Annotated in this window: 19 protein-coding genes and 1 pseudogene; 15 read left to right on the top strand and 5 right to left on the bottom strand. The window is 50.2% G+C overall.

The window, feature by feature from the left end:
- Positions 1 to 72: 72 nt before the first annotated feature.
- Positions 73 to 1,056, bottom strand: a pseudogene (locus tag B4W65_RS07340) (IS91 family transposase); the annotation flags it as partial.
- On the bottom strand, positions 996 to 1,358 hold the full coding sequence (locus tag B4W65_RS07335) for a tyrosine-type recombinase/integrase (protein WP_262487805.1): 363 nt from the start codon (positions 1,356 to 1,358) through the stop codon (positions 996 to 998). The pseudogene B4W65_RS07340 and the gene B4W65_RS07335, both read right to left, overlap by 61 nt.
- 361 nt (positions 1,359 to 1,719) lie before the next feature.
- On the opposite strand from B4W65_RS07335, the gene B4W65_RS07330 reads away from it, so the two are divergent.
- Both B4W65_RS07330 and B4W65_RS07325 read left to right on the top strand, forming a co-directional pair.
- Positions 1,720 to 1,971 (top strand): DUF6364 family protein, encoded by a 252-nt coding sequence (locus tag B4W65_RS07330; RefSeq protein ID WP_088654480.1) that lies wholly within the window; start codon positions 1,720 to 1,722, stop codon positions 1,969 to 1,971.
- Positions 1,968 to 2,384: a type II toxin-antitoxin system VapC family toxin gene (locus B4W65_RS07325; RefSeq protein WP_088654479.1), complete on the top strand. Its 417-nt coding sequence runs from the start codon at positions 1,968 to 1,970 to the stop codon at positions 2,382 to 2,384. Before B4W65_RS07330 ends, B4W65_RS07325 begins: the two co-directional genes overlap by 4 nt.
- 127 nt (positions 2,385 to 2,511) lie before the next feature.
- On the opposite strand, the gene B4W65_RS07320 is transcribed toward B4W65_RS07325, so the two are convergent.
- On the bottom strand, positions 2,512 to 5,139 hold the full coding sequence (locus B4W65_RS07320) for a valine--tRNA ligase (RefSeq protein WP_088654478.1): 2,628 nt from the start codon (positions 5,137 to 5,139) through the stop codon (positions 2,512 to 2,514).
- Positions 5,140 to 5,418: 279 nt separating this feature from the next.
- On the opposite strand from B4W65_RS07320, the gene B4W65_RS07315 reads away from it, so the two are divergent.
- From B4W65_RS07315 to B4W65_RS07300, 4 genes are read left to right on the top strand one after another with little or no spacing between them, the layout of a single operon-like run.
- Complete coding sequence (locus tag B4W65_RS07315) at positions 5,419 to 6,615, top strand: pyridoxal phosphate-dependent aminotransferase (protein ID WP_088654477.1); 1,197 nt, start codon at positions 5,419 to 5,421, stop codon at positions 6,613 to 6,615.
- 11 nt (positions 6,616 to 6,626) lie between these two features.
- Complete coding sequence (locus tag B4W65_RS07310) at positions 6,627 to 8,060, top strand: alkaline phosphatase family protein (RefSeq protein WP_088654476.1); 1,434 nt, start codon at positions 6,627 to 6,629, stop codon at positions 8,058 to 8,060.
- Between the two features lie 32 nt (positions 8,061 to 8,092).
- Entirely contained in the window at positions 8,093 to 8,635 is a 543-nt protein-coding gene (locus tag B4W65_RS07305; RefSeq protein ID WP_088654475.1) for an HD domain-containing protein, read from the top strand.
- Between the two features lie 10 nt (positions 8,636 to 8,645).
- Positions 8,646 to 9,374: an acyl-[acyl-carrier-protein] thioesterase gene (locus B4W65_RS07300; protein WP_158522798.1), complete on the top strand. Its 729-nt coding sequence runs from the start codon at positions 8,646 to 8,648 to the stop codon at positions 9,372 to 9,374.
- A gap of 39 nt (positions 9,375 to 9,413) precedes the next feature.
- On the opposite strand, the gene B4W65_RS07295 is transcribed toward B4W65_RS07300, so the two are convergent.
- Entirely contained in the window at positions 9,414 to 10,964 is a 1,551-nt protein-coding gene (locus B4W65_RS07295; RefSeq protein ID WP_088654497.1) for an Rne/Rng family ribonuclease, read from the bottom strand.
- A 223-nt stretch (positions 10,965 to 11,187) separates the two neighbouring features.
- Positions 11,188 to 11,472: an HU family DNA-binding protein gene (locus tag B4W65_RS07290; protein ID WP_088654473.1), complete on the bottom strand. Its 285-nt coding sequence runs from the start codon at positions 11,470 to 11,472 to the stop codon at positions 11,188 to 11,190.
- Between the two features lie 124 nt (positions 11,473 to 11,596).
- On the opposite strand from B4W65_RS07290, the gene mutY reads away from it, so the two are divergent.
- From mutY to B4W65_RS07245, 9 genes are all read left to right on the top strand, one after another.
- On the top strand, positions 11,597 to 12,655 hold the full coding sequence (gene mutY, locus B4W65_RS07285; RefSeq protein WP_088654472.1) for an A/G-specific adenine glycosylase: 1,059 nt from the start codon (positions 11,597 to 11,599) through the stop codon (positions 12,653 to 12,655).
- A 71-nt stretch (positions 12,656 to 12,726) separates the two neighbouring features.
- On the top strand, positions 12,727 to 13,212 hold the full coding sequence (locus tag B4W65_RS07280; RefSeq protein ID WP_088654471.1) for a single-stranded DNA-binding protein: 486 nt from the start codon (positions 12,727 to 12,729) through the stop codon (positions 13,210 to 13,212).
- A 33-nt stretch (positions 13,213 to 13,245) separates the two neighbouring features.
- Entirely contained in the window at positions 13,246 to 14,574 is a 1,329-nt protein-coding gene (gene gldE / locus B4W65_RS07275) for a gliding motility-associated protein GldE (protein ID WP_240509507.1), read from the top strand.
- Positions 14,552 to 15,160 (top strand): gliding motility lipoprotein GldD, encoded by a 609-nt coding sequence (gene gldD / locus B4W65_RS07270; protein ID WP_240509506.1) that lies wholly within the window; start codon positions 14,552 to 14,554, stop codon positions 15,158 to 15,160. Before gldE ends, gldD begins: the two co-directional genes overlap by 23 nt.
- Positions 15,161 to 15,163: 3 nt before the next feature.
- Entirely contained in the window at positions 15,164 to 15,790 is a 627-nt protein-coding gene (locus B4W65_RS07265; RefSeq protein ID WP_088654470.1) for a 4'-phosphopantetheinyl transferase family protein, read from the top strand.
- 37 nt (positions 15,791 to 15,827) lie between these two features.
- Positions 15,828 to 16,568 carry a geranylgeranylglyceryl/heptaprenylglyceryl phosphate synthase gene (locus tag B4W65_RS07260; RefSeq protein WP_240509505.1) on the top strand — a complete coding sequence of 247 codons (741 nt, stop codon included), beginning with the start codon at positions 15,828 to 15,830 and terminating at the stop codon, positions 16,566 to 16,568.
- 102 nt (positions 16,569 to 16,670) lie between these two features.
- Positions 16,671 to 17,396 (top strand): iron-sulfur cluster repair di-iron protein, encoded by a 726-nt coding sequence (ric, locus tag B4W65_RS07255; RefSeq protein ID WP_088654469.1) that lies wholly within the window; start codon positions 16,671 to 16,673, stop codon positions 17,394 to 17,396.
- A gap of 16 nt (positions 17,397 to 17,412) precedes the next feature.
- Positions 17,413 to 17,853, top strand: a complete 441-nt coding sequence (locus B4W65_RS07250; protein ID WP_088654468.1) for an RrF2 family transcriptional regulator — start codon at positions 17,413 to 17,415, stop codon at positions 17,851 to 17,853.
- Between the two features lie 106 nt (positions 17,854 to 17,959).
- Positions 17,960 to 18,886 carry an ABC transporter ATP-binding protein gene (locus B4W65_RS07245; RefSeq protein WP_088654467.1) on the top strand — a complete coding sequence of 309 codons (927 nt, stop codon included), beginning with the start codon at positions 17,960 to 17,962 and terminating at the stop codon, positions 18,884 to 18,886.
- Position 18,887: the final 1 nt, after the last annotated feature.

The raw sequence follows: 18,887 nt of genomic DNA, 5'->3' as shown, positions 1-18,887 counted from the left end.
AAAACCTACCGTTAAGGCAATACGATGCCGAACCTCATGTCAATGAAGTTTTTTAAGGGGGTGTTTTGGCGGTTACTGCAACTTCGCAAAAAGCATAGATGGCAGATTTGCTGCGGGTGACCGTATCCTGGGCAAGGTCCTAATGGCAATCAGACGACCCTCTTTGCAATGCGGACATTTGGTTAGATCAAATCCAGTCAACCTTAAAATGCGCTCTGAGGCCGTTTCATCGTTTTGGTCAGCTGCCATCTGCTCAATGTCGGACTTTTCATCGGGCACAAATTGTAAATCCAGATGAAGCTTTGTAGAGTGATGATAAATGCCGAATCGACGAATACGCACATAACCATCGGGCATTACATGCAAAGAGAATCTACGCAGAAACTCTTCGCCGGTCAGTGATACCGGTTTCTTTTGTGCCCGGTCCCGGTAGTCTTTAGCTACGAAAGTTACGTGTGTTGGATCAACGTTCAAGATCCGCTGGTTGCTGATGGCAATGCGATGGGTGTATTGCCCCAGATACCTGATAACATGCTCGGCACCTGCCATAGAGGGCTCGTAATAGACCACCCACTTTTTTTGATGGGCCTTCTCTAAGCAGACTTTAAAGCCATCCATTGCAGAAAGTTTTCGCAGCTCCCTTTTTATGCTGTCCAGAAATTTGCCTTTAAAGGCAGCACTCAACTGGTGCACCGGATACAGATAATTATCATATTTGCCGATATGGCGCCATTTCCCCGACAAGGAATAACCGGCTGCCGGGACAATGCAGTGTAAATGCGGATGCAGAGAAAGGTTCTGCCCCCAAGTGTGCAACACCGCAACGGCTCCGGTTTCACAACCGTAATGTGTATAACCGAAGCTGTGCAGCGTACGGCTGGCAGCACGGAACAAGATGTTGCAATAAAGCCTTCTGTCCCACAGATAAATCTGGTTGAGCTCATGAGGTGCCGTGAAAATGATGTGGTAGTGTTTCACCGCAAGTGTTGATTTCATCAGCTTCTCAACCCAAAGGGACTGTTTGGTTCCCTGGCACTTGGGACAATGGCGTTGTTCCCCCTTGCGGAATAAACTCCGGAATGCCGTAAGGAATGGAGATTGACACTTTTGGCAATAGAGGTCTTTTTAAGGTTCTCCCGCATTACCCAGGATAATCCTTTAACGCTGTAGCGACCGTCAGGCTCTTTGCCATTGAACAGCCAAACATGCGGGTTCTCGGCTCTGAGATACTTCTCGAGTCCAATGGCCATAGTAGGGGACAAGGGAACTATTCGGTCTTTCTTGTATTTGCTCTGGCGAATGTGGATGACCATCCGCTCAAAGTCAGGACAATCGGTAACTTGGTGTCCTGCTTTAATGAAGGCAAGGCAATAGCCTTTTTGTTCATGCCCAACAAACGCTTGTTTTCTTTCTCATAACAGTATTGTTTTAAAGTGAATAATACAGTTATAACGGCTTGCGGCTAGAAAGATTTGTGTTATTTTTGAAAGGAGCTATCCCGTAGGGATTTAGTTCAACAATGTATAAAATATTGGGGGTTTTTGTGTGTATAGGCAACTCCACTCCCCGTAGCAAATTTATTAACGGCAGACAATAACGACGCTCGCAAGCCCCCAACAATTTCATACATGTGCTCGTTGGCAACAAGCCAGGAGAAAGAAAATCTTGCAAATGACGTATTGATTTATTATATTTGTACGTAATTCAATGTAATAGATTATGGAAACAAAATTGACATTGAGGCTAAATGATACTGTTATCGAAAGAGCTAAAAATTATGCACGCAGTCATAAGATTAGTCTTTCTAAGATGATTGAATCTTATCTTGACAGCATTACTAAACAAAAAGAAAAAGAGAAAAAGATTTCAATTACTCCTCTTGTTGAGAGCTTGAGCGGTGTGATTGATTTGCCTGCTAACTTTGATTACAAAAAAGAATATCGTGATTATTTAGACGAAAAGTATAAATGAAAAAACTATTCGTTGATACAAATATTGTGATTGATTTATTATCACGGAGAGAACCCTTTTTTGAAGAAGCAGCAGAATTATTTTCTCTTGCAGATAAAAAGCAGGTCGAATTATCAGTTTCATCTTTGACTATTGCCAATACAAGTTATGCATTGTTGAGACAAATGGATTCAAATAAAGCAAAATTGGTATTAAGGAAGCTTAGGTTGATTCTTAAAGTCTTACCATTAGATGATAAGATTATTGGATTGGCTTTAAATGACGAGACTTTTTCAGATTTTGAGGATGGACTTCAATACTTTACAGCAATTGAAGACGACCAAGAATTAATTATTACCAGAAACCTAAAGGATTTTAAAAATTCAAAATTGCCAACAATGACAGCTAAACAATTTATAGAAACGATTAAATAAGGCCAGTTGTGTTTATTTCAACCCAAAAGGGTACCAGTATTTCATTCCAAAAGGACATTACAACAAGCGGGACCGCCCTTTGAGGACGGTCCCGCTTCTTTTATAAACTTCAGCAGAACGCTGCGCCTTACTGCAAGCCGGCGATGCGTTCTTTCAGTACGGCAATTTTGGCTTCGGCATCGGCCTTTTTCTGTTGCTCATTGGCCACCACCTGTTCGGGCGCCCCGGCTACAAAACGCTCGTTGCCCAGCTTTTTCATAACCGTGTTTAAAAAGCCTTCGGTGTACTTGAGTTCGGCCTGTAATTTTTCGAGTTCTTCCTCCACATTCACTGTGGCGGCCAGGGGTACAAAAAATTCGGTCGATTTTACCATAAAGCTTTCGGCTCCGGCTTCCTTTTCCTTGACCACGGTTACCGACTCCAGATTTACCAACTTGGTGAGCACGGGGTTGTAGCGGGCTACGTAACCGTCTTCGCCGGTAAGCACCTTCAGTTCGAGGGCCTCGCGCATGGGCACATTGCGATTTTTGCGCAGGGTGCGAACGTGCTGTATGGCTTCTTTTACCAAATCGAAGCTTTGCAGCAATTCGCTGTCAAAGGCGCGCTGGGCGGGCATCTGACTCACCATGATGCTTTCTCCGCTTTTACGGGGACTCAGTTGCTGCCATATTTCTTCGCTGATGAAGGGCATGAAGGGATGCAGAAGGTGCATCATGTCGTCGAAATAAGCAACGGCTGCCGCATGGGTACGGGCATCGATGGGTTGCTGGTAGGCCGGCTTAATCATTTCGAGGAACCAGTTCGAGAACTCGTCCCAAAACAGAGTGTACACCGACATCAGGGCATCGGAAACGCGGTACTTCGAAAAATGATCGCTGATTACGGCCATTTCCTGCTGCAGGCGTTCGCCAAACCATTCGATGGCCAGACGGGCACTCTCGGGCTGTTCGGCGCTTTCACTCACATCCCAACCCTTAACCAGGCGGAAGGCGTTCCATATTTTGTTGGAGAAGTTGCGGCCCTGCTCAGGCAGACTCTCATCGAAGCGCAAATCGCCCCCGGCCGGTGAGCAAAGCAGCATACCCACACGTACCCCGTCGGCACCGTAGGTGGCTATCAGGTCAAGGGGGTCGGGACTGTTGCCCAGGGATTTGGACATCTTACGGCCCTGCTTGTCGCGCACCATGCCGGTAAAGTACACGTTTTTAAAGGGGAAGGTGCCTTTAAAGGCGTAACCGGCCATAATCATACGGGCCACCCAAAAGAAAATGATGTCGTGCCCGGTCACCAGGTCGCTGGTGGGATAATAATAGTCTATTTCCTTCTTATCGGGATTAAAACCGTCGAAGACGGTGATGGGCCAGAGCCAGGAAGAGGCCCAGGTATCGAGTACGTCTTCGTCCTGACGCAGTGCATCCAGCCCCAGGGCGGCGTTGCCGCTCTGGAGGCGGGCTGCCTCCAGGGCTTCGGCCTCGGTTTCGGCCACCACAAAACTGCCGTCGTTCAGGTACCAGACAGGTATGCGGTGTCCCCACCACAACTGCCGCGAAATGCACCAGTCCTTCACATTCTCCATCCAGTGCCGGTACAAGTTTTTAAACTTAGGCGGATGAAATTGTACCTCATCGCTCATCACGGCATCCAGGGCCGGCTTGGCCAGGTCGCCCATACGCAGGAACCACTGGGTGCTGAGCTTGGGCTCAATTACGGCATCGGTCCGCTCCGAAAAGCCCACCTTGTTTTTGTAGGGCTCTACTTTCAGCAGGTTGCCTGACTCAGCCAAAGCTTTTTCTATGTCCTTGCGCACGGCAAAACGGTCCTGCCCCACAAACAGGCCGGCGGCCTCGCTCAGGGTGCCGTCGTCGTTCAAGATATCGATGCTTTCCAAATTGTGGCGCATTCCAATTTCGTAGTCGTTGATGTCGTGGGCAGGCGTAATTTTAAGACAGCCGGTACCAAACTCCATATCTACATAACTGTCCTGAATAATGGGAATGGCTCGTCCCAGGAGGGGCACCAGCACGCGCTTTCCGGCCAGATGCCGGAAACGCTCGTCCTCAGGATTCACACAAACAGCGGTGTCGCCCAAAATGGTTTCGGGACGGGTGGTGGCTATGGTCACATAAGCACCGGGCTCCCCCTCCACCTCATAATTGAGGTAATAGAGTTTAGAATCCACCTCCTTATAAACGACTTCCTCGTCGGATACGGCGGTCAGCGCCTTGGGATCCCAGTTGACCATGCGCACTCCACGGTAGATCAAACCCTTGTTGTAGAGTTCCACAAAGGCTTTGATAACGCCCTGGCTGCGGACTTCGTCCATGGTGAAACAGGTGCGGTCCCAGTCGCAGGAGGCACCCAGCTTTTTCAACTGCTCCAAAATGATGCCGCCGTGCTTATCGGTCCATGCCCAGGCGTGCTTCAAAAAGTCGTCGCGCGTAAGCGAAGTCTTGACAATGCCCTCCTCGCGCAACTTATTCACCACCTTGGCTTCGGTGGCAATGGAAGCGTGGTCGGTGCCCGGTACCCAGCAAGCATTCTTTCCCAGCATGCGCGCACGGCGCACCAAGATGTCCTGAATGGTATTGTTGAGCATGTGCCCCATGTGCAACACGCCGGTAACGTTGGGCGGCGGAATCACCACCGTGTAGGGTTCACGCTCATCGGGCGATGATTGAAACAAACCCTGTTCCATCCAGTAAGAATACCACTTCCCCTCAGTTTGTGAGGGATCGTACTTGCTTGCTATCTCCATGACAAATATTTATGCGGTTCAGCTCCGTTTTTTTCGAATATTAAAGTGCAAAAATAGAAAAAATAAGGAAGTTATGGGCAGGCTTTCGCCCGCAATCGGGCGAAAGAAAAAACACCCGGAAAAGGATTCTCTGACAAAAATCATGTTTCTTCATTTCACCATCCCATTACTTATCAGTAAATTACCTGCTACAAGGCGGCGGATAAACCAAAGGAGTCCCGCAACGCATTGAAAAATTACTTAGTTTTGTGCTGAATAAACTTGAGAAGGAGCGCTTTTATGCCAAATATATCTGATCGCGGCACCCAAATGCCCTCATCGCCCATACGGCGACTGGTGCCCTTTGCCGAGGAGGCAAAAAATAAAGGGGTGAAGGTCTACCACCTGAACATTGGTCAACCCGATATTAAAACGCCCAAGGTGGCCATCGAAGCCATGCACCGGCTCGACTTGAATGTGGTGGAATACAGCCACTCTGCAGGCATCGAATCTTACCGTAAAAAGCTGGTAAAATACTACCACAACATCGGCATCCACATCGACATTTCGCAGCTGATGGTGACCACCGGCGGCTCCGAGGCCATTAGTCTGGCCTTTCTGAGTTGCCTGGACATGGGCGACGAGGTGATTGTGCCCGAGCCTTTCTACGCCAACTACTACGGCTTTGCCTCGTCCACCGGCGTAAGGGTTATTCCGCTGACCTCCGATCTCGACAGCGATTTTGCCCTGCCGGCCTTTTCCGAAATTGAAAAGCTGATTACCCCCCGCACCAAGGCCATCTTCATTTGCAACCCCAACAACCCTACCGGCTATTTGTACACCCGTGAGGAGCTGGAGCAGTTGAAAGAACTGGTTATTAAGCACAATCTTTACCTGCTGAGCGACGAGGTGTACCGGGAGTTTTGCTACGATCAGGCCGAGCATGTTTCGGTAATGGAACTCGAGGGACTGGAAGAGCACGCGGTAATGATCGATTCGGTATCGAAGCGCTACAGCGAATGCGGTCTGCGCATCGGCATGCTGGTCACCCGCAACCACCGCATCATCGAAACCGCCCTAAAATTTGCCCAGGCACGCCTGAGTCCCCCCTCTTTGGGACAAATAGCTGCCGAAGCTTCTCTGGAAACCCCCGACAGCTATTTTAAGGAGGTGAATGCCGAATACAATGCACGCAGAAACTTTTTGGTAGATCGCCTGAACCGCATTCCCGGTGTACGCACGCCCATGCCCAAAGGCGCCTTTTACACCGTGGCCAAATTGCCGGTGGACGACACCGACAAATTCTGCCAATGGATTTTGAGCGATTTCGACCACGAAGGAGAGACGGTGATGATGGCTCCGGCCAGCGGCTTCTACATTACTCCGGGCAAAGGCAAGCAGGAGGTACGCATCGCCTACGTGCTGAACATCCAGGATCTGGCACGGGCCATCGACATCCTCGAAAAAGCTTTGGAAGTCTACCCCGACCGCCGTTAAAGTCCAGTCCTATGCGCCTTTTGCTCCTATTGCTTTTGCTGCTGTGCGCTCCTCTTTCTCTGCTTCCGGCGCAAAGCCCGGAGACTCCGCGACTTTTACTTTACCTGGTGGTGGATGAACTCAGTGACGAGCAGTTGCTGCTGATGCAGCCCCATCTGGGAGAAAAGGGTTTCAAACGCCTGGCCCGGGAGGGACTGCGTTTCATGTCGGCCTACTCTGCCGACCATTCCGCTTATCCGGGAACACGACTGACCAGTCTGTACACGGGCTGTCCCCCCGCCGTACACGGCATCGTGGGGGAGCGATGGTACGATCAGAAAAGCGGTCGCTTTGTAGATGCTGCCGGTGGCCGACCCGAAAATTACCACCAACTGCGCTACCACAATCAGGCCCGCAGCATTACGGACTACCTCAAGGCATTTTACGGCCCCCAATCCCGTTCTGCAGTAGTATCGGCCGCCCACTCCTGGATGCTGCATACGGCCGGCTATGCACCCGATCACCTGGTGTTTTGGGACACCAAATCCGGCTATTTCCGAGACTATGCCGAAAACCCTCCGGACAGTCTCTGGCTGCAGCGCTTCAACAATAAGCGACAGCCCCGCAGAGCGCTTTCGCCCGGATATGCCAACGAACTCACCCGCGATGCGGCGGTGGCCCTGTTAGCTGAAGGGACACTAGGGCGCGACCCCCAGCCGGATGTGCTCTCCCTGGGCTTCAGCACAGGCGCCCTGGAAAGTGAATACGACTTGCTTTCAGAAGAAAAGAAAGCAACCTTGCTCCACCTCGATCAAGTGCTCGCTGCACTGCTGGAGTTTGCAGACCGTCAAGTGGGACGAAACAACTACCTGGTGGTATTGACCGCTGCGCGAACACCGGCTGCGGACATGGGGACATCGGGACGCATCGGACAAACTACCGGCATGGTGGATTTTTCAAAAACGAGTGCTCTGCTCAACCTCTTTTTAATGGCCAAACACGGCCAGGGCAAATGGGTGCTGGACATGCACGACAACAGTGTGTATCTCAACCGCGAACTCATTCGCCAAAAAGGACTGAGTCTCCAGGCCCTGCAAGAAGAAACAGCGGGTTTTTTAATGGAAGTGGCGGGTATCGACCGGGCCTGGCCCCTGCACCACTTGCTTTTTGGTCAGACCACAGACAGCAGCTGGAACAACAACCTCTACCCGAGTCGCAGCGGCGATCTCCTGCTGCGCCTACAGCAGGGCTGGCACGCGCGCCCCACGGCACAGGGAACAAGACCCTACGGCAACAACGGCAGCAGTCCCCTCCCCCTGCTGGTCTCCGGTTGGCAGGTGGCCCCCGGGGCCTGGCTCCAACCCTTTGAACACCGACACCTTAGCCCTTTACTGCTCAAACAATTAGGCATCATACATCCCCACATTCTGGAAGCACCCCTGATTCAAGTTTTTAAAAAACCCTGAGCACATTAAACAAGTCTGTGTATCTTTGCAGCATGTCAAGCATCAGCCAACTCATCGACCTCCACTATCCGGCACACCGAAAGGTCCGCAACATATTGCTGACCCACAGCCGACTGGTGGCCGACAAGGCGCTGTTTATTGCCCAAAAGCATCCGGAATTGAAAGCAGATGCTTTGTTGCTCGAACAAGGCGCCCTGGTGCACGACATCGGCATTGTATTTACTCAGGCACCCGACATCGATTGCCACGGCCCGGCCCCCTACCTTCAGCACGGCATAATCGGGGGCGAACTCTTGCGCCAAAACCAATTGGCTCACCTGGCAGGAATGGCTGAAAACCACACCGGAGCCGGGCTGTCCCAAAAAGAGATCATTGCTCAGGGCCTGCCCTTGCCACACAAGGACCTGCTCCCCACAAACATAGAAGAAAGCATTATCGCGTTTGCCGATAAATTTTATTCAAAGGGCAAAGATCTGCTGCACGAAAAACCGCTGCATAAGATCCGATCCGGACTCGAAAGGCACGGCCACGAACAGCTGAAACGCTTCGATGCCTGGTGCCAAATGTTTTTATAAAAGCAACCTTATGTATCCCAACGACCACTCCCTATCCTGCAAAGCCGCCTCTTACGACATGAATCCGGCGGGCCAATTGAGCTTACCTGCCCTCTTGCGCTACTATCAGCAGTCGGCCCACGAACACGCCAACCTCTTGGACATAGGCTTTAAAGACCTCGCGCAAAAAAACATCTACTGGGTGCTGTCGGCTCTCTTTGTAGAAGTCGGCACCCTCCCGGCCTTTGACCAGCATTTTGATATGCTCACCTGGCCCCGACACATCGAGGGCCTCCTCACATGCCGGGATGCCCAACTGGTGCAGGACCAAAAATCAGAGGCACAGCTCACCTCAAAATGGCTGATGGTAAACGCTGCCAACAAGCGCCTGGTCCGCCCCCAGGAATTGCTCCACAATGTTCCCTTTTCGGCCGACAGGCATGCTGTGCCAGAACTTCCACCTATGCAACTGAAGGCCAATTACAGCCAGCAAGCTCTGGAAGTACGATCGGCCCGCTTCTCCGATCTGGATGTAAACCGCCATGTAAACAACACCCGTTACCTGGAATGGATCCTGGATGCTCTGCATCAAACCCAATGGGCCAACCGCGATATAAAAACCCTTAACATACAATACAGCAGAGAGTTCAAGGAAGATGACCAGGCGCACATTTACTTTATGGAGGGCGAAAACAGGGTACGCATCGACCTCGTTCATAGCCAGGGCAAAACTGGCGTGGCTTGCGAAATGAGTTTTTAAGCACGAACAGTCCCCTCAATTCAAAAAAAAAGATCGACCTCAAACGAGGTCGATCTTGTGGTTTTTATCATCGGTAATTTTAAACTCCAAAAATGATAAAGAATCGGAGGGCAACACCCTTAGCCCAAAACCAAAACGCCAGCGCCATTGGAGCACTGTTGAAGGAAATCCCTTCTTAAGGTAGGCATAGAGGTAGGGGTGAACCCACAAGGTCATTTTCTTATTCTTATGCTTTTGCACGGCAAACCGGATTGCTTGCTCAATTTTATCGGTCAGCAGAATGGAGGGGGCCACCACTCCGGATCCCAAACAAGAGGGACAGGTTTCTGCTGTGTCAATATGCATTTCGGGACGCACACGTTGACGGGTAATTTGCATCAGACCAAACTTACTCAAAGGTAAAATATTGTGTTTGGTTCGGTCTGAGTCCATCGCCTCGCGCATTCGGTCAAAGACCTTTTGACGATGTTCAGGATCCTGCATATCAATAAAGTCAACAACTATGATTCCGCCCATATCGCGCAGGCGCAACTGACGGGCAATTTCATCAGCGGCAGCCAAATTCACATCCAGGGCATTGCCTTCCTGACTGGAGGCGGACTTGGAACGATTGCCACTGTTAACATCAATGACATGCAAGGCCTCCGTATGCTCAATAATCAGGTAGGCACCACTTCGAAACGAAACAGTCTTTCCAAAAGAGGCCTTAATCTGCTTTTCGATCCCAAACTGATCAAAGATGGGTAACGCACCATCGTGGTAGCGCACAATTCTTTCCCTTCCAGGGGCAATCAGTTCAACATAGTCCTTCATCTCCTTATAAACACTTTGATTGTTTACATAAATACTTTGGAAAGAAGGATTAAAAAGATCTCTCAAAAAAGCAGTTGTTCTGCCAATCTCTCCCATAACCAGCCCGGGCGCCTTGGTTTCCTTAATTCTGGGAGCAGCTTCCTCCCAACGCTTTACCAGGGTGCGCAATTCTTTATCCAGTTCGGCAACACGTTTGCCTTCTGCAACGGTACGGACAATTACGCCGTAATTCTTGGGCTTAATGCTGAGGAGCAAACGTTTGAGACGGCTGCGCTCCTCGGCCTGGGCAATTTTCTGACTCACCGAAACCCTGTCGGAGAAGGGAATCAAAATTAGGTTTCGTCCGGCAATGGAAATTTCTGAAGTCAACCGTGGCCCCTTGGTTGAAATGGGTTCTTTGGCTACCTGCACCAGTACTTCCTGGCCTGCAGATAAAACCTCCGAAATGGTCCCGTTTTTATTGATGTCGTTTTCCGGTTTGAGCTTATGCAAAGCAATTACTCCTTTTTTTGCAGAGGCCATGCTTACGTATTTCTGCAGGGTACGAATCTGAGGTCCCAGATCAAGGTAATGCAAAAAAGCATCCTTTTCATAACCCACATCTACAAAAGCAGCATTCAATCCGGGCATAATCTTCTTAACCTTACCCAGGTAAATGTCGCCAACAGCAAATTGAACATCACTTTGCTCTTTTCTCAGCTCGGCCAATCGCTTGTTCTCGAGCAACGCAATAGTAAGTTCATTAGGAGTAACATCAACAAATAGTTCTGCACTCACTACAATAAATTTGATTAAAACTCTGATTTCAAAGAACGTAAAATATGAAAACAAAAGAACAAACAGACACGTTTTCTGTTTGTTCTTTCTGTTTTTACAACAGACTATTTCTTCTTCTTATGTCTGTTTTTACGAAGTCTTTTTTTCCGCTTATGCGTGGCCATCTTATGCCGCTTTCTCTTTTTTCCACTTGGCATAGTGCAAATTTTTTAAAGTTATACGATTACTTAACAGTGTTCTTCACCTTTGTTACAAAGCTCTTAGAGGGCTTAAAAGATGGAATAAAGTGCTCAGGAATGATGATGGTGGTATTTCTTGAGATATTACGGGCAGTTTTCTCAGCTCTGCGCTTGATTACAAAACTACCGAACCCTCTGAGATAAACGTTCTTACCTCTCACCAGGTTGCCTTTCACGGTTTCCATGAAGGCCTCAACAGTTTTCTGAACTGTAACCTTCTCAATTCCAGTATTTTTCGAAATCTCGTTTACAATATCAGCCTTTGTCATTGCTTTTAAAATTATTTAATTATCAGTTATTTAGACGCTATTTTCCAAAATTCAGACTGCAAATATATATCCTTTTGCACTCAAAAAAAAACGAAAAGCTGTAATTTTGGATAATTTTTGAAAAATGACTGCTTTCACTACCAAGCTTCTAAGGTGGTACCAAGGGCACCAACGCGACCTGCCCTGGCGCCGACAAAACGACCCCTACAAAATCTGGGTCTCAGAGGTCATCCTGCAACAAACGCGGGTAGAGCAGGGTCTGCCCTACTACCAACGCTTCATTCATCGCTTCCCCGATGTGGGGAGCCTGGCCAACGCAGCGGAACAGGATGTACTGAAGCACTGGCAGGGACTGGGCTATTATTCCCGCGCTCGAAACATGCATGCAGCGGCCCGGCAACTGTGCAATCAATACGGAGGTGCACTGCCTAAAACCCCCGAAGCGTTGCGACAAATCAAGGGCATTGGTCCTTATACTGCAGCAGCCATTGCCTCCATAGCCTTTGGGCACCCGATTGCAGCCATCGATGGCAACGCCTACCGGGTGCTGTCCCGTTACTTTGCCTCCTCTCTGCCCATCGACAGCAGCGCAGGTCGCAAGTACTTTCAAGACCTGGGCAACCAGCTGTTAAGTGATGGTCCTTCGGGCGACTTCAACCAGGCCCTTATGGATGTAGGGGCGGGCATTTGCACCCCTCGCCAACCCCAATGCACCAACTGCCCCCTCATCGATGAATGTCGGGCCTACAGTTTAAGCATTCAGGATGCCTTTCCTGTAAAAAGCAAAAGTCTGCAACGTCGCGAACGCAGCTTTCATTTTCTGTGGGTAGAGGACGAGAACTGTGTTGCTTTTGAGCAAAGGCAGGCAGGCGACATTTGGCAGGGCCTGTATCAACTGCCCCTGATTGAACAGCGGCCCGCCGACAGCAAAAACGCCTGGCTCAAAACCTTAACCAAATTAACCGACACAAAAGTCGCACCTCAACTGGTTTGGCACACCCGCCATCTGCTTACCCACCAAAATCTTCACATCTATTTCTACAAGCTCAGGCTGACTCGCCAACAAACCCAGGCGCTCAGCAACAAAAGCATCCAATGGGTGCCGTTCAACAATATTGCGGCTTTGCCCGTTCCCCGCCCCCTGGAGCAACTGCTGCAACAAAAAGGACTGGCGCGACATTGAAGTGGTCGGCTCACGCTTTGATTAGCACGGGAAGTTTTGTAATTTAGCGCTATCAAAAAAACAACAAGCACATGATAAACAAAGTAATACTGGTAGGTAATGTGGGCAAAGATCCCGATATCCGCTATTTCGAAAACGACCAGGCAGTAGCTAATTTTACCCTGGCCACTACCGAAAGGGGCTTTACAGCCCGCAACGGACAAGAAATTCCGGAGCGAACCGAATGGCACAACATTGTGGCCTGGCGGGGACTGGCCAAACTTGCCGAAAACTACATCCGGAAAGGTTCGCAACTCTACATCGAAGGAAAGTTACGTACCCGCTCCTACGACGATGCCAACGGGGTAAAAAAATATACCACCGAGATTTTTGCCGATACCATTCAATTACTTGGCAGGCGAGGGGACAACCCGGCCGCTGCCCAGGGAGCAGCTCCCGCCCAGCCCCAGCAGAACCAAGCAAACAGTAGCCCTGCGAATAATCCTTCGCCCCAGCAGGACAACAATCAGGGAAGTTTCATCGGTGAAGACGAAGGCTCCGACGATCTGCCCTTCTAATAACAACGCGCTTAAATCTAAAAACAGCAACCTTTGGAAACAGACCTCGTCCACCAAGGCTGGCAATCGGCTTTATTGTTCATGCAATTCCAGCCCCTTACACCAGGCCTACTGACCGCCTTGGGAGTAACCGTCGTACTTCTTTTATTTTCGGCCCTGATTTCGGGCTCGGAAGTTGCCTATTTTTCTTTAAGACCCTCAGACATTGCCGAAATGAAGGACCAGGAAAGCAGGCCCTGCCAACAGGCTCTTCAACACCTCGAAAACCCGGAAAAGCTGCTGGCGACCATTCTGATCAGCAACAATTTTGTGAATGTAGGCATTGTCATTCTCTCCTCCTTCATTACATCCAACCTGATTCACTTTAACGAAGCAGGCATTGGGCCCTTTCTGTTTGAGGTAGTGATCATCACAGCCATGATCCTGTTCTTTGGTGAGATTCTGCCTAAGGTTTATGCCGGACAGTTTCCACGAAAATTTGCCCGATATATGGCCTTTCCCCTCCTGTTCCTTTCCCGCCTGTTCAGTCCGCTAAGCGTGCTGATGGTTAAAACCACCAACATTGTCAACAAGCGATTGGCCAAACGTATAAAGGGATTCTCGCTCGACGACATTTCCCAGGCCCTGGATTTGACCGACGACAACCACACCGAAGGGAAGGATATTTTAAGGGGCATCGTTACCTTTGGGAACATCACCGCGGAAGAAATTATGACGGCCAGGGTAGATGTGGTGGATGTGGACATTAAGAGTGAGCTCAGTAAAGTGATACAGGTGATTGTTGACTCGGGCTACTCGCGCATGCCGGTGTATGAAAACGGGCCCGACGATGTAAAAGGGATATTGTATGTGAAGGATCTGCTGCCCCACCTCGATAAAGACAACAGCTTTGCCTGGCAGAAACTGATCCGGCCAGCCTATTATGTGCCCGAAACCAAGAAAATTAATGACCTGCTGCAAGAGTTCAAGACCCATAAGATTCACATGGCCGTGGTTGTTGACGAATATGGAGGCACTTCAGGCATTGTTACGCTTGAAGACATCCTTGAAGAAATCGTGGGCGACATCAGTGACGAGCAGGACGATGAAGAACTCAACTTCTCCCGACTCCCCGATGGCGCCTTTGTCTTTGAGGGTAAGACGCTGCTGAAGGACTTCTTCAGGATTACTGAAGTGCCGGAAGACAGCTTCCAAAAACTGACCGATGAACCGGAAACCCTGGCGGGACTGCTCCTCGAACTAAAAGGAGAAATCCCTGTTAAACAAGAGATCGTCGACTACAACAATTATCAATTCACCATCCTGGCTGCCGATAACCGCAGGATTAAAAAAATAAAATTTGCAAAAAAACAAAAACTATAAAGGACTGCAACTGTTGGGTAAAACCTTGCTTTTTGCTGCAGTTATTATTGCGGGGGCAGCGTGCCAAAACCACGCCACGCCACGTCCGCGAGGCTACTTCCACATACAACTGCCCGAGAAAAACTATACCTTACTCGACTCCGTGCTGCCGTACAGTTTCGAGTACCCGGCCTTTGCACGTATTGAAAACGACCTTTCGCCACAGGCTGAACCCTACTGGATCAATGTCTTTTACCCAAAATTCAAGGCACGCTTACACCTCAGCTATAAGCAAGTGGATAATAATCTTTACGAATTGCTCGAAGACAACATACGCCTGGCCTTCAACCACAGTCTCAAAGCCGATGCCATCGACGAGCATCTTTTCGTGGACGAAGAGCGCCAAATGTATGCCATGATGTTTGAGATCAAGGGCAACGCAGCTTCTCCGCTGCAATTTTTAGCCACCGACAGCATCCGACACTTTTTAAGAGGCTCGCTCTATTTCCATACCCGTCCCAACCGCGACTCCCTGGCTCCGGTCATTGATTACATCACCGAAGATGTGGCCCATTTGATCGAAACCCTAAAGTGGAAAAACAACTGAGTTATGCCGCTGCTCTTTGAACAGGAAAAGAAGGGGGAAGGCCGACTGGCCGTGTGGCACATCAACGAAACGGAAAACGAACTGCTGCAACTGCTGCCTATGGAGCCCGACCTTGCGGGCCAACTCCAGGGCATAGGACACCCTGAAAAACGAAGGGAGTGGCTGGCTTCGAGGATTTTGTTGCACCAACTGACCGGCAACACGCAAGCCTTGGTTTACCTGCCGGGGGGACAGCCCTGCCTGCAACAAAAGGGCCCCCGAATCAGTCTTTCACATACCCACAATTATGCAGCGGCAGTAACCAGCGAACACTGCCAGCCCGGCGTGGATATTGAATATCGGGGCGAACGCGCCGGGCGACTGCTCAAGCGCTTTGCCAACGAAGAGGAGCTGAGCCAACTGAAGAAGCTGGAGCAACAATCAGCAGCCACCCTGCTGTGGTGCGCAAAAGAAACGGTGTATAAAGTACTGAACCGACCGGGACTCTTGTTTCGCGAGGAAATCAGGGTGAATGGATTCAGCCCCGCATCGCAAGGTCGTCTTCTGGCCGAAATAAGCGCTAAGCCCGCCTGTAGTCTCGATCTCCACTACTGGTCGCACCCTGCCTTTCAGCTTGTTTGGCATTGGTAATAGCCTTAACTTTATACCGCGAAACAAAGAACTCGGAATGATTTACCCCCAAATAATACAAGCCCGGCAGGAAAAGCGCAAATTGCTGGCCCTCCTACTCGATCCGGACAAATGTACCGAAGTGCAACTCGAAAAGCTGGGGACCGTTTTGAAGGACTTTCCACCCCAGCTCCTGCTGGTTGGGGGCAGTCTGATTTCTGCGCCCATTGCCCCCCTGGTGGAGCGACTCAAAAAAAAGTTCGGCCAGGAAGTCCTGCTCTACCCGGGCAGTCCCACCCACCTCTGTCCCAACGTTGATGCGGTGCTTTTTCTATCCATGCTTTCGGGACGTAATCCCGAATTACTGATAGGTCACCATGTGGTAGCCGCCCCCTACATTCGCAGGCATGGTATCGAGCCTATAGCCACCGGCTATTTACTCATTGATGGCGGGGTCAGCACCTCCGTGGAGTACATCAGTCAGACCCGTCCCATGCCGGCCGACAAAACCGACATCATTTGTGCCACAGCCATGGCCGGTGAAATGCTGGGCATGCAACTGCTTTACCTCGATGCCGGCAGCGGCGCCCTGAACCCGATAGCACCTGAAACCCTCAAGGCAGTGCGCAATTGCACCAGTCTGCCCCTTATGGCCGGTGGCGGCATTACCACCCCCGAACTGCTGCAGAAAGCCTTTTCGGCAGGTGCCGATGTGGTGGTGGTAGGCAACGTGCTCGAGAAAGCCCCCTTACTGCTTCGCGAACTATTAACTACCACGCAGAACTGCTCCTCCTTATAAACACTTTAACTTTTATTTAACAAGTCCAATTTGCCGACAGAAAAAGAGTGTTGTATATTTGTGGAGTTAAAGGTCTTTTAATCTAACACTAAAACAAACACCATGGAAATTACCACCAATACCAACGTTGGCCAACTGGTAGCCGCCAACTACAAAACCGCCGATGTATTTAAAAAATACGGGGTGGACTTTTGCTGCGGCGGAAACATCAGCATTACGCAGGCCGCAGAAAAATTCGGAGCCCCAGTCACCGCCTTACTTCAGGATCTGGAAAAAGTGAGCACCCGGGAAGATATGGAGTCCGTTTTACTTCAAAAGCTGCCGCTCGATGCCCTCATTGACCACATCGTAGAGCAGCACCATGCCTTTGTTCGGGAAAACGTAGAAAGTATTCCCCCTTACCTGGCCAAGCTGGCCGATGTACATGGAGGCAATCATCCCGAACTCATCGAGGTGGAAAAACTCTTTACCCAGGCGGCCGCAGCACTGACCCGTCACATTGAAGAAGAAGAACAAATTTTGTTCCCCTACATCAAGGAGCTGGTTAAGGCAAAGGCCAAAGGCGAAGCGCCCGTACGCAAAGGTTTCGGCACCATAGCCAACCCCATTGCGTCTATGCACGACGACCACGACGCCGAGGGGGAGCGCTTCCGCAGCATCTCAGCGCTCACAAAAGGCTACACCCTGCCCGAAGATGGCTGCAACACCTATCGGGTGGGACTGGCCAAACTCGAAGCCTTTGAAAACGACCTGCACCGCCACATCCACCTCGAAAACAACATCCTGTTTCCGAAAGCTCTGGACTTGGAGAAAAAATTAGTAAATTAGTCGCAAAAATAATACTATGCTATCGAAGGCATCGGAATACGCCATTCGCTCTTTGGTTTACGTAGCGCTGAGAAACCGCGAACAGGAACGTCCCGGTTATCGGGAGGTGGCCAGGGAGATTGAAGCGCCCGAACAGTTTACTGCCAAGATATTGCAGACCCTGGTGCGCCAGGGTCTGCTTTTATCCATACGCGGTCGGGGCGGCGGCTTCTTTTTCGACGACAAAGCCAAAGACCTGCCCCTGATTGAAGTCATTCATGCCATGGAGGGCTACAAACTGTTTACCCGTTGCGGCATCGGACTCAGTCAATGTTCCGATACGGCGCCCTGTCCCATTCACCATCAATACGCAAGCATACGCGATCAATACCAGCAACTGGCCACCCAAACCACCATTCAGATGTTGGCCGACCGCATTGCAGGGGGCGAAGCGGTGCTGAACAGACTGGCCCTTTAAAGCATCCGGCAAAAAAAACACAGACATCCGTCAAAAAACCTGCAGACCAGCTGGTTTTTTTATACTTTTGGGCAAAGCATAATTATTTTAACGTAAGCCCAAAAACATGTCCTTTTTAGAAAGTCAGCAAGTTGTTAAGCGCTATGCCGCCCACCTGGCCCTCGACAAGGTCAGCATCAGCGTCCCTGAAAACAGCATCTTTGGTCTGCTCGGGCCCAATGGCGCAGGCAAAACCACCCTCATCCGCATCATCAACCAGATTACTGGTCCCGACGAGGGACAAATACTCCTGAAAGGCCATCCTCTGGCCCCCGAAGACATTGCCCGCATAGGCTATCTGCCCGAAGAACGGGGCCTCTACAAAAAAATGAAGGTGGGCGAGCAAGCCCTCTACCTGGCCCGTCTTAAAGGCATGTCGCGTCCCGCAGCACTAAAAAGGCTCAAATACTGGTTCGAGAAATTTGAAATTCAGCCCTGGTGGGACAAAAAAGTGGAGGAGCTCTCGAAGGGGATGCAGCAGAAAGTGCAGTTTATTGTAACCATTTTGCACGAACCCGAGCTGCTCATTTTTGATGAACCTTTCAGCGGCTTCGACCCCATCAACGCCAACCTGCTGAAAGAAGAAATTCTGGAATTGAAGAAAAAAGGAAGCACCATCATTTTCTCCACCCACAACATGTCGTCGGTAGAAGAACTCTGCGACCACATTACCCTGGTCAACAATGGCAAAGCCATTCTTTCGGGACCGGTGCCGGAGGTGCGCCAACAATTCAGTCAAAACCTAATAGAACTGGAATTTTCGGGCAGCCTCGATGCCCTCGAGGGACGCCTGAGCGACCACTACAAGATTGAAACCCGACAGTCCCTGCAAGACCGGCACAAATTGCTGATCCGCATGCCCCAGGACGCTGCACCCAATGCCCTGCTGGCAGCACTTAGTCCCGAGGAACACCTACACGCCTACCACGAAGTACTGCCCGGCATGAACGAAGTCTTCATAACCGTAGTCAATCAAAACAAAACCAGCCGCTAAA

Origin of the sequence: Geofilum rhodophaeum, from assembly GCF_002210225.1 — a bacterium.
GTDB classification, from domain to species: Bacteria; Bacteroidota; Bacteroidia; order Bacteroidales; family Marinilabiliaceae; genus Geofilum; species Geofilum rhodophaeum.
This window is presented reverse-complemented; position numbering and strand designations above follow the sequence as displayed.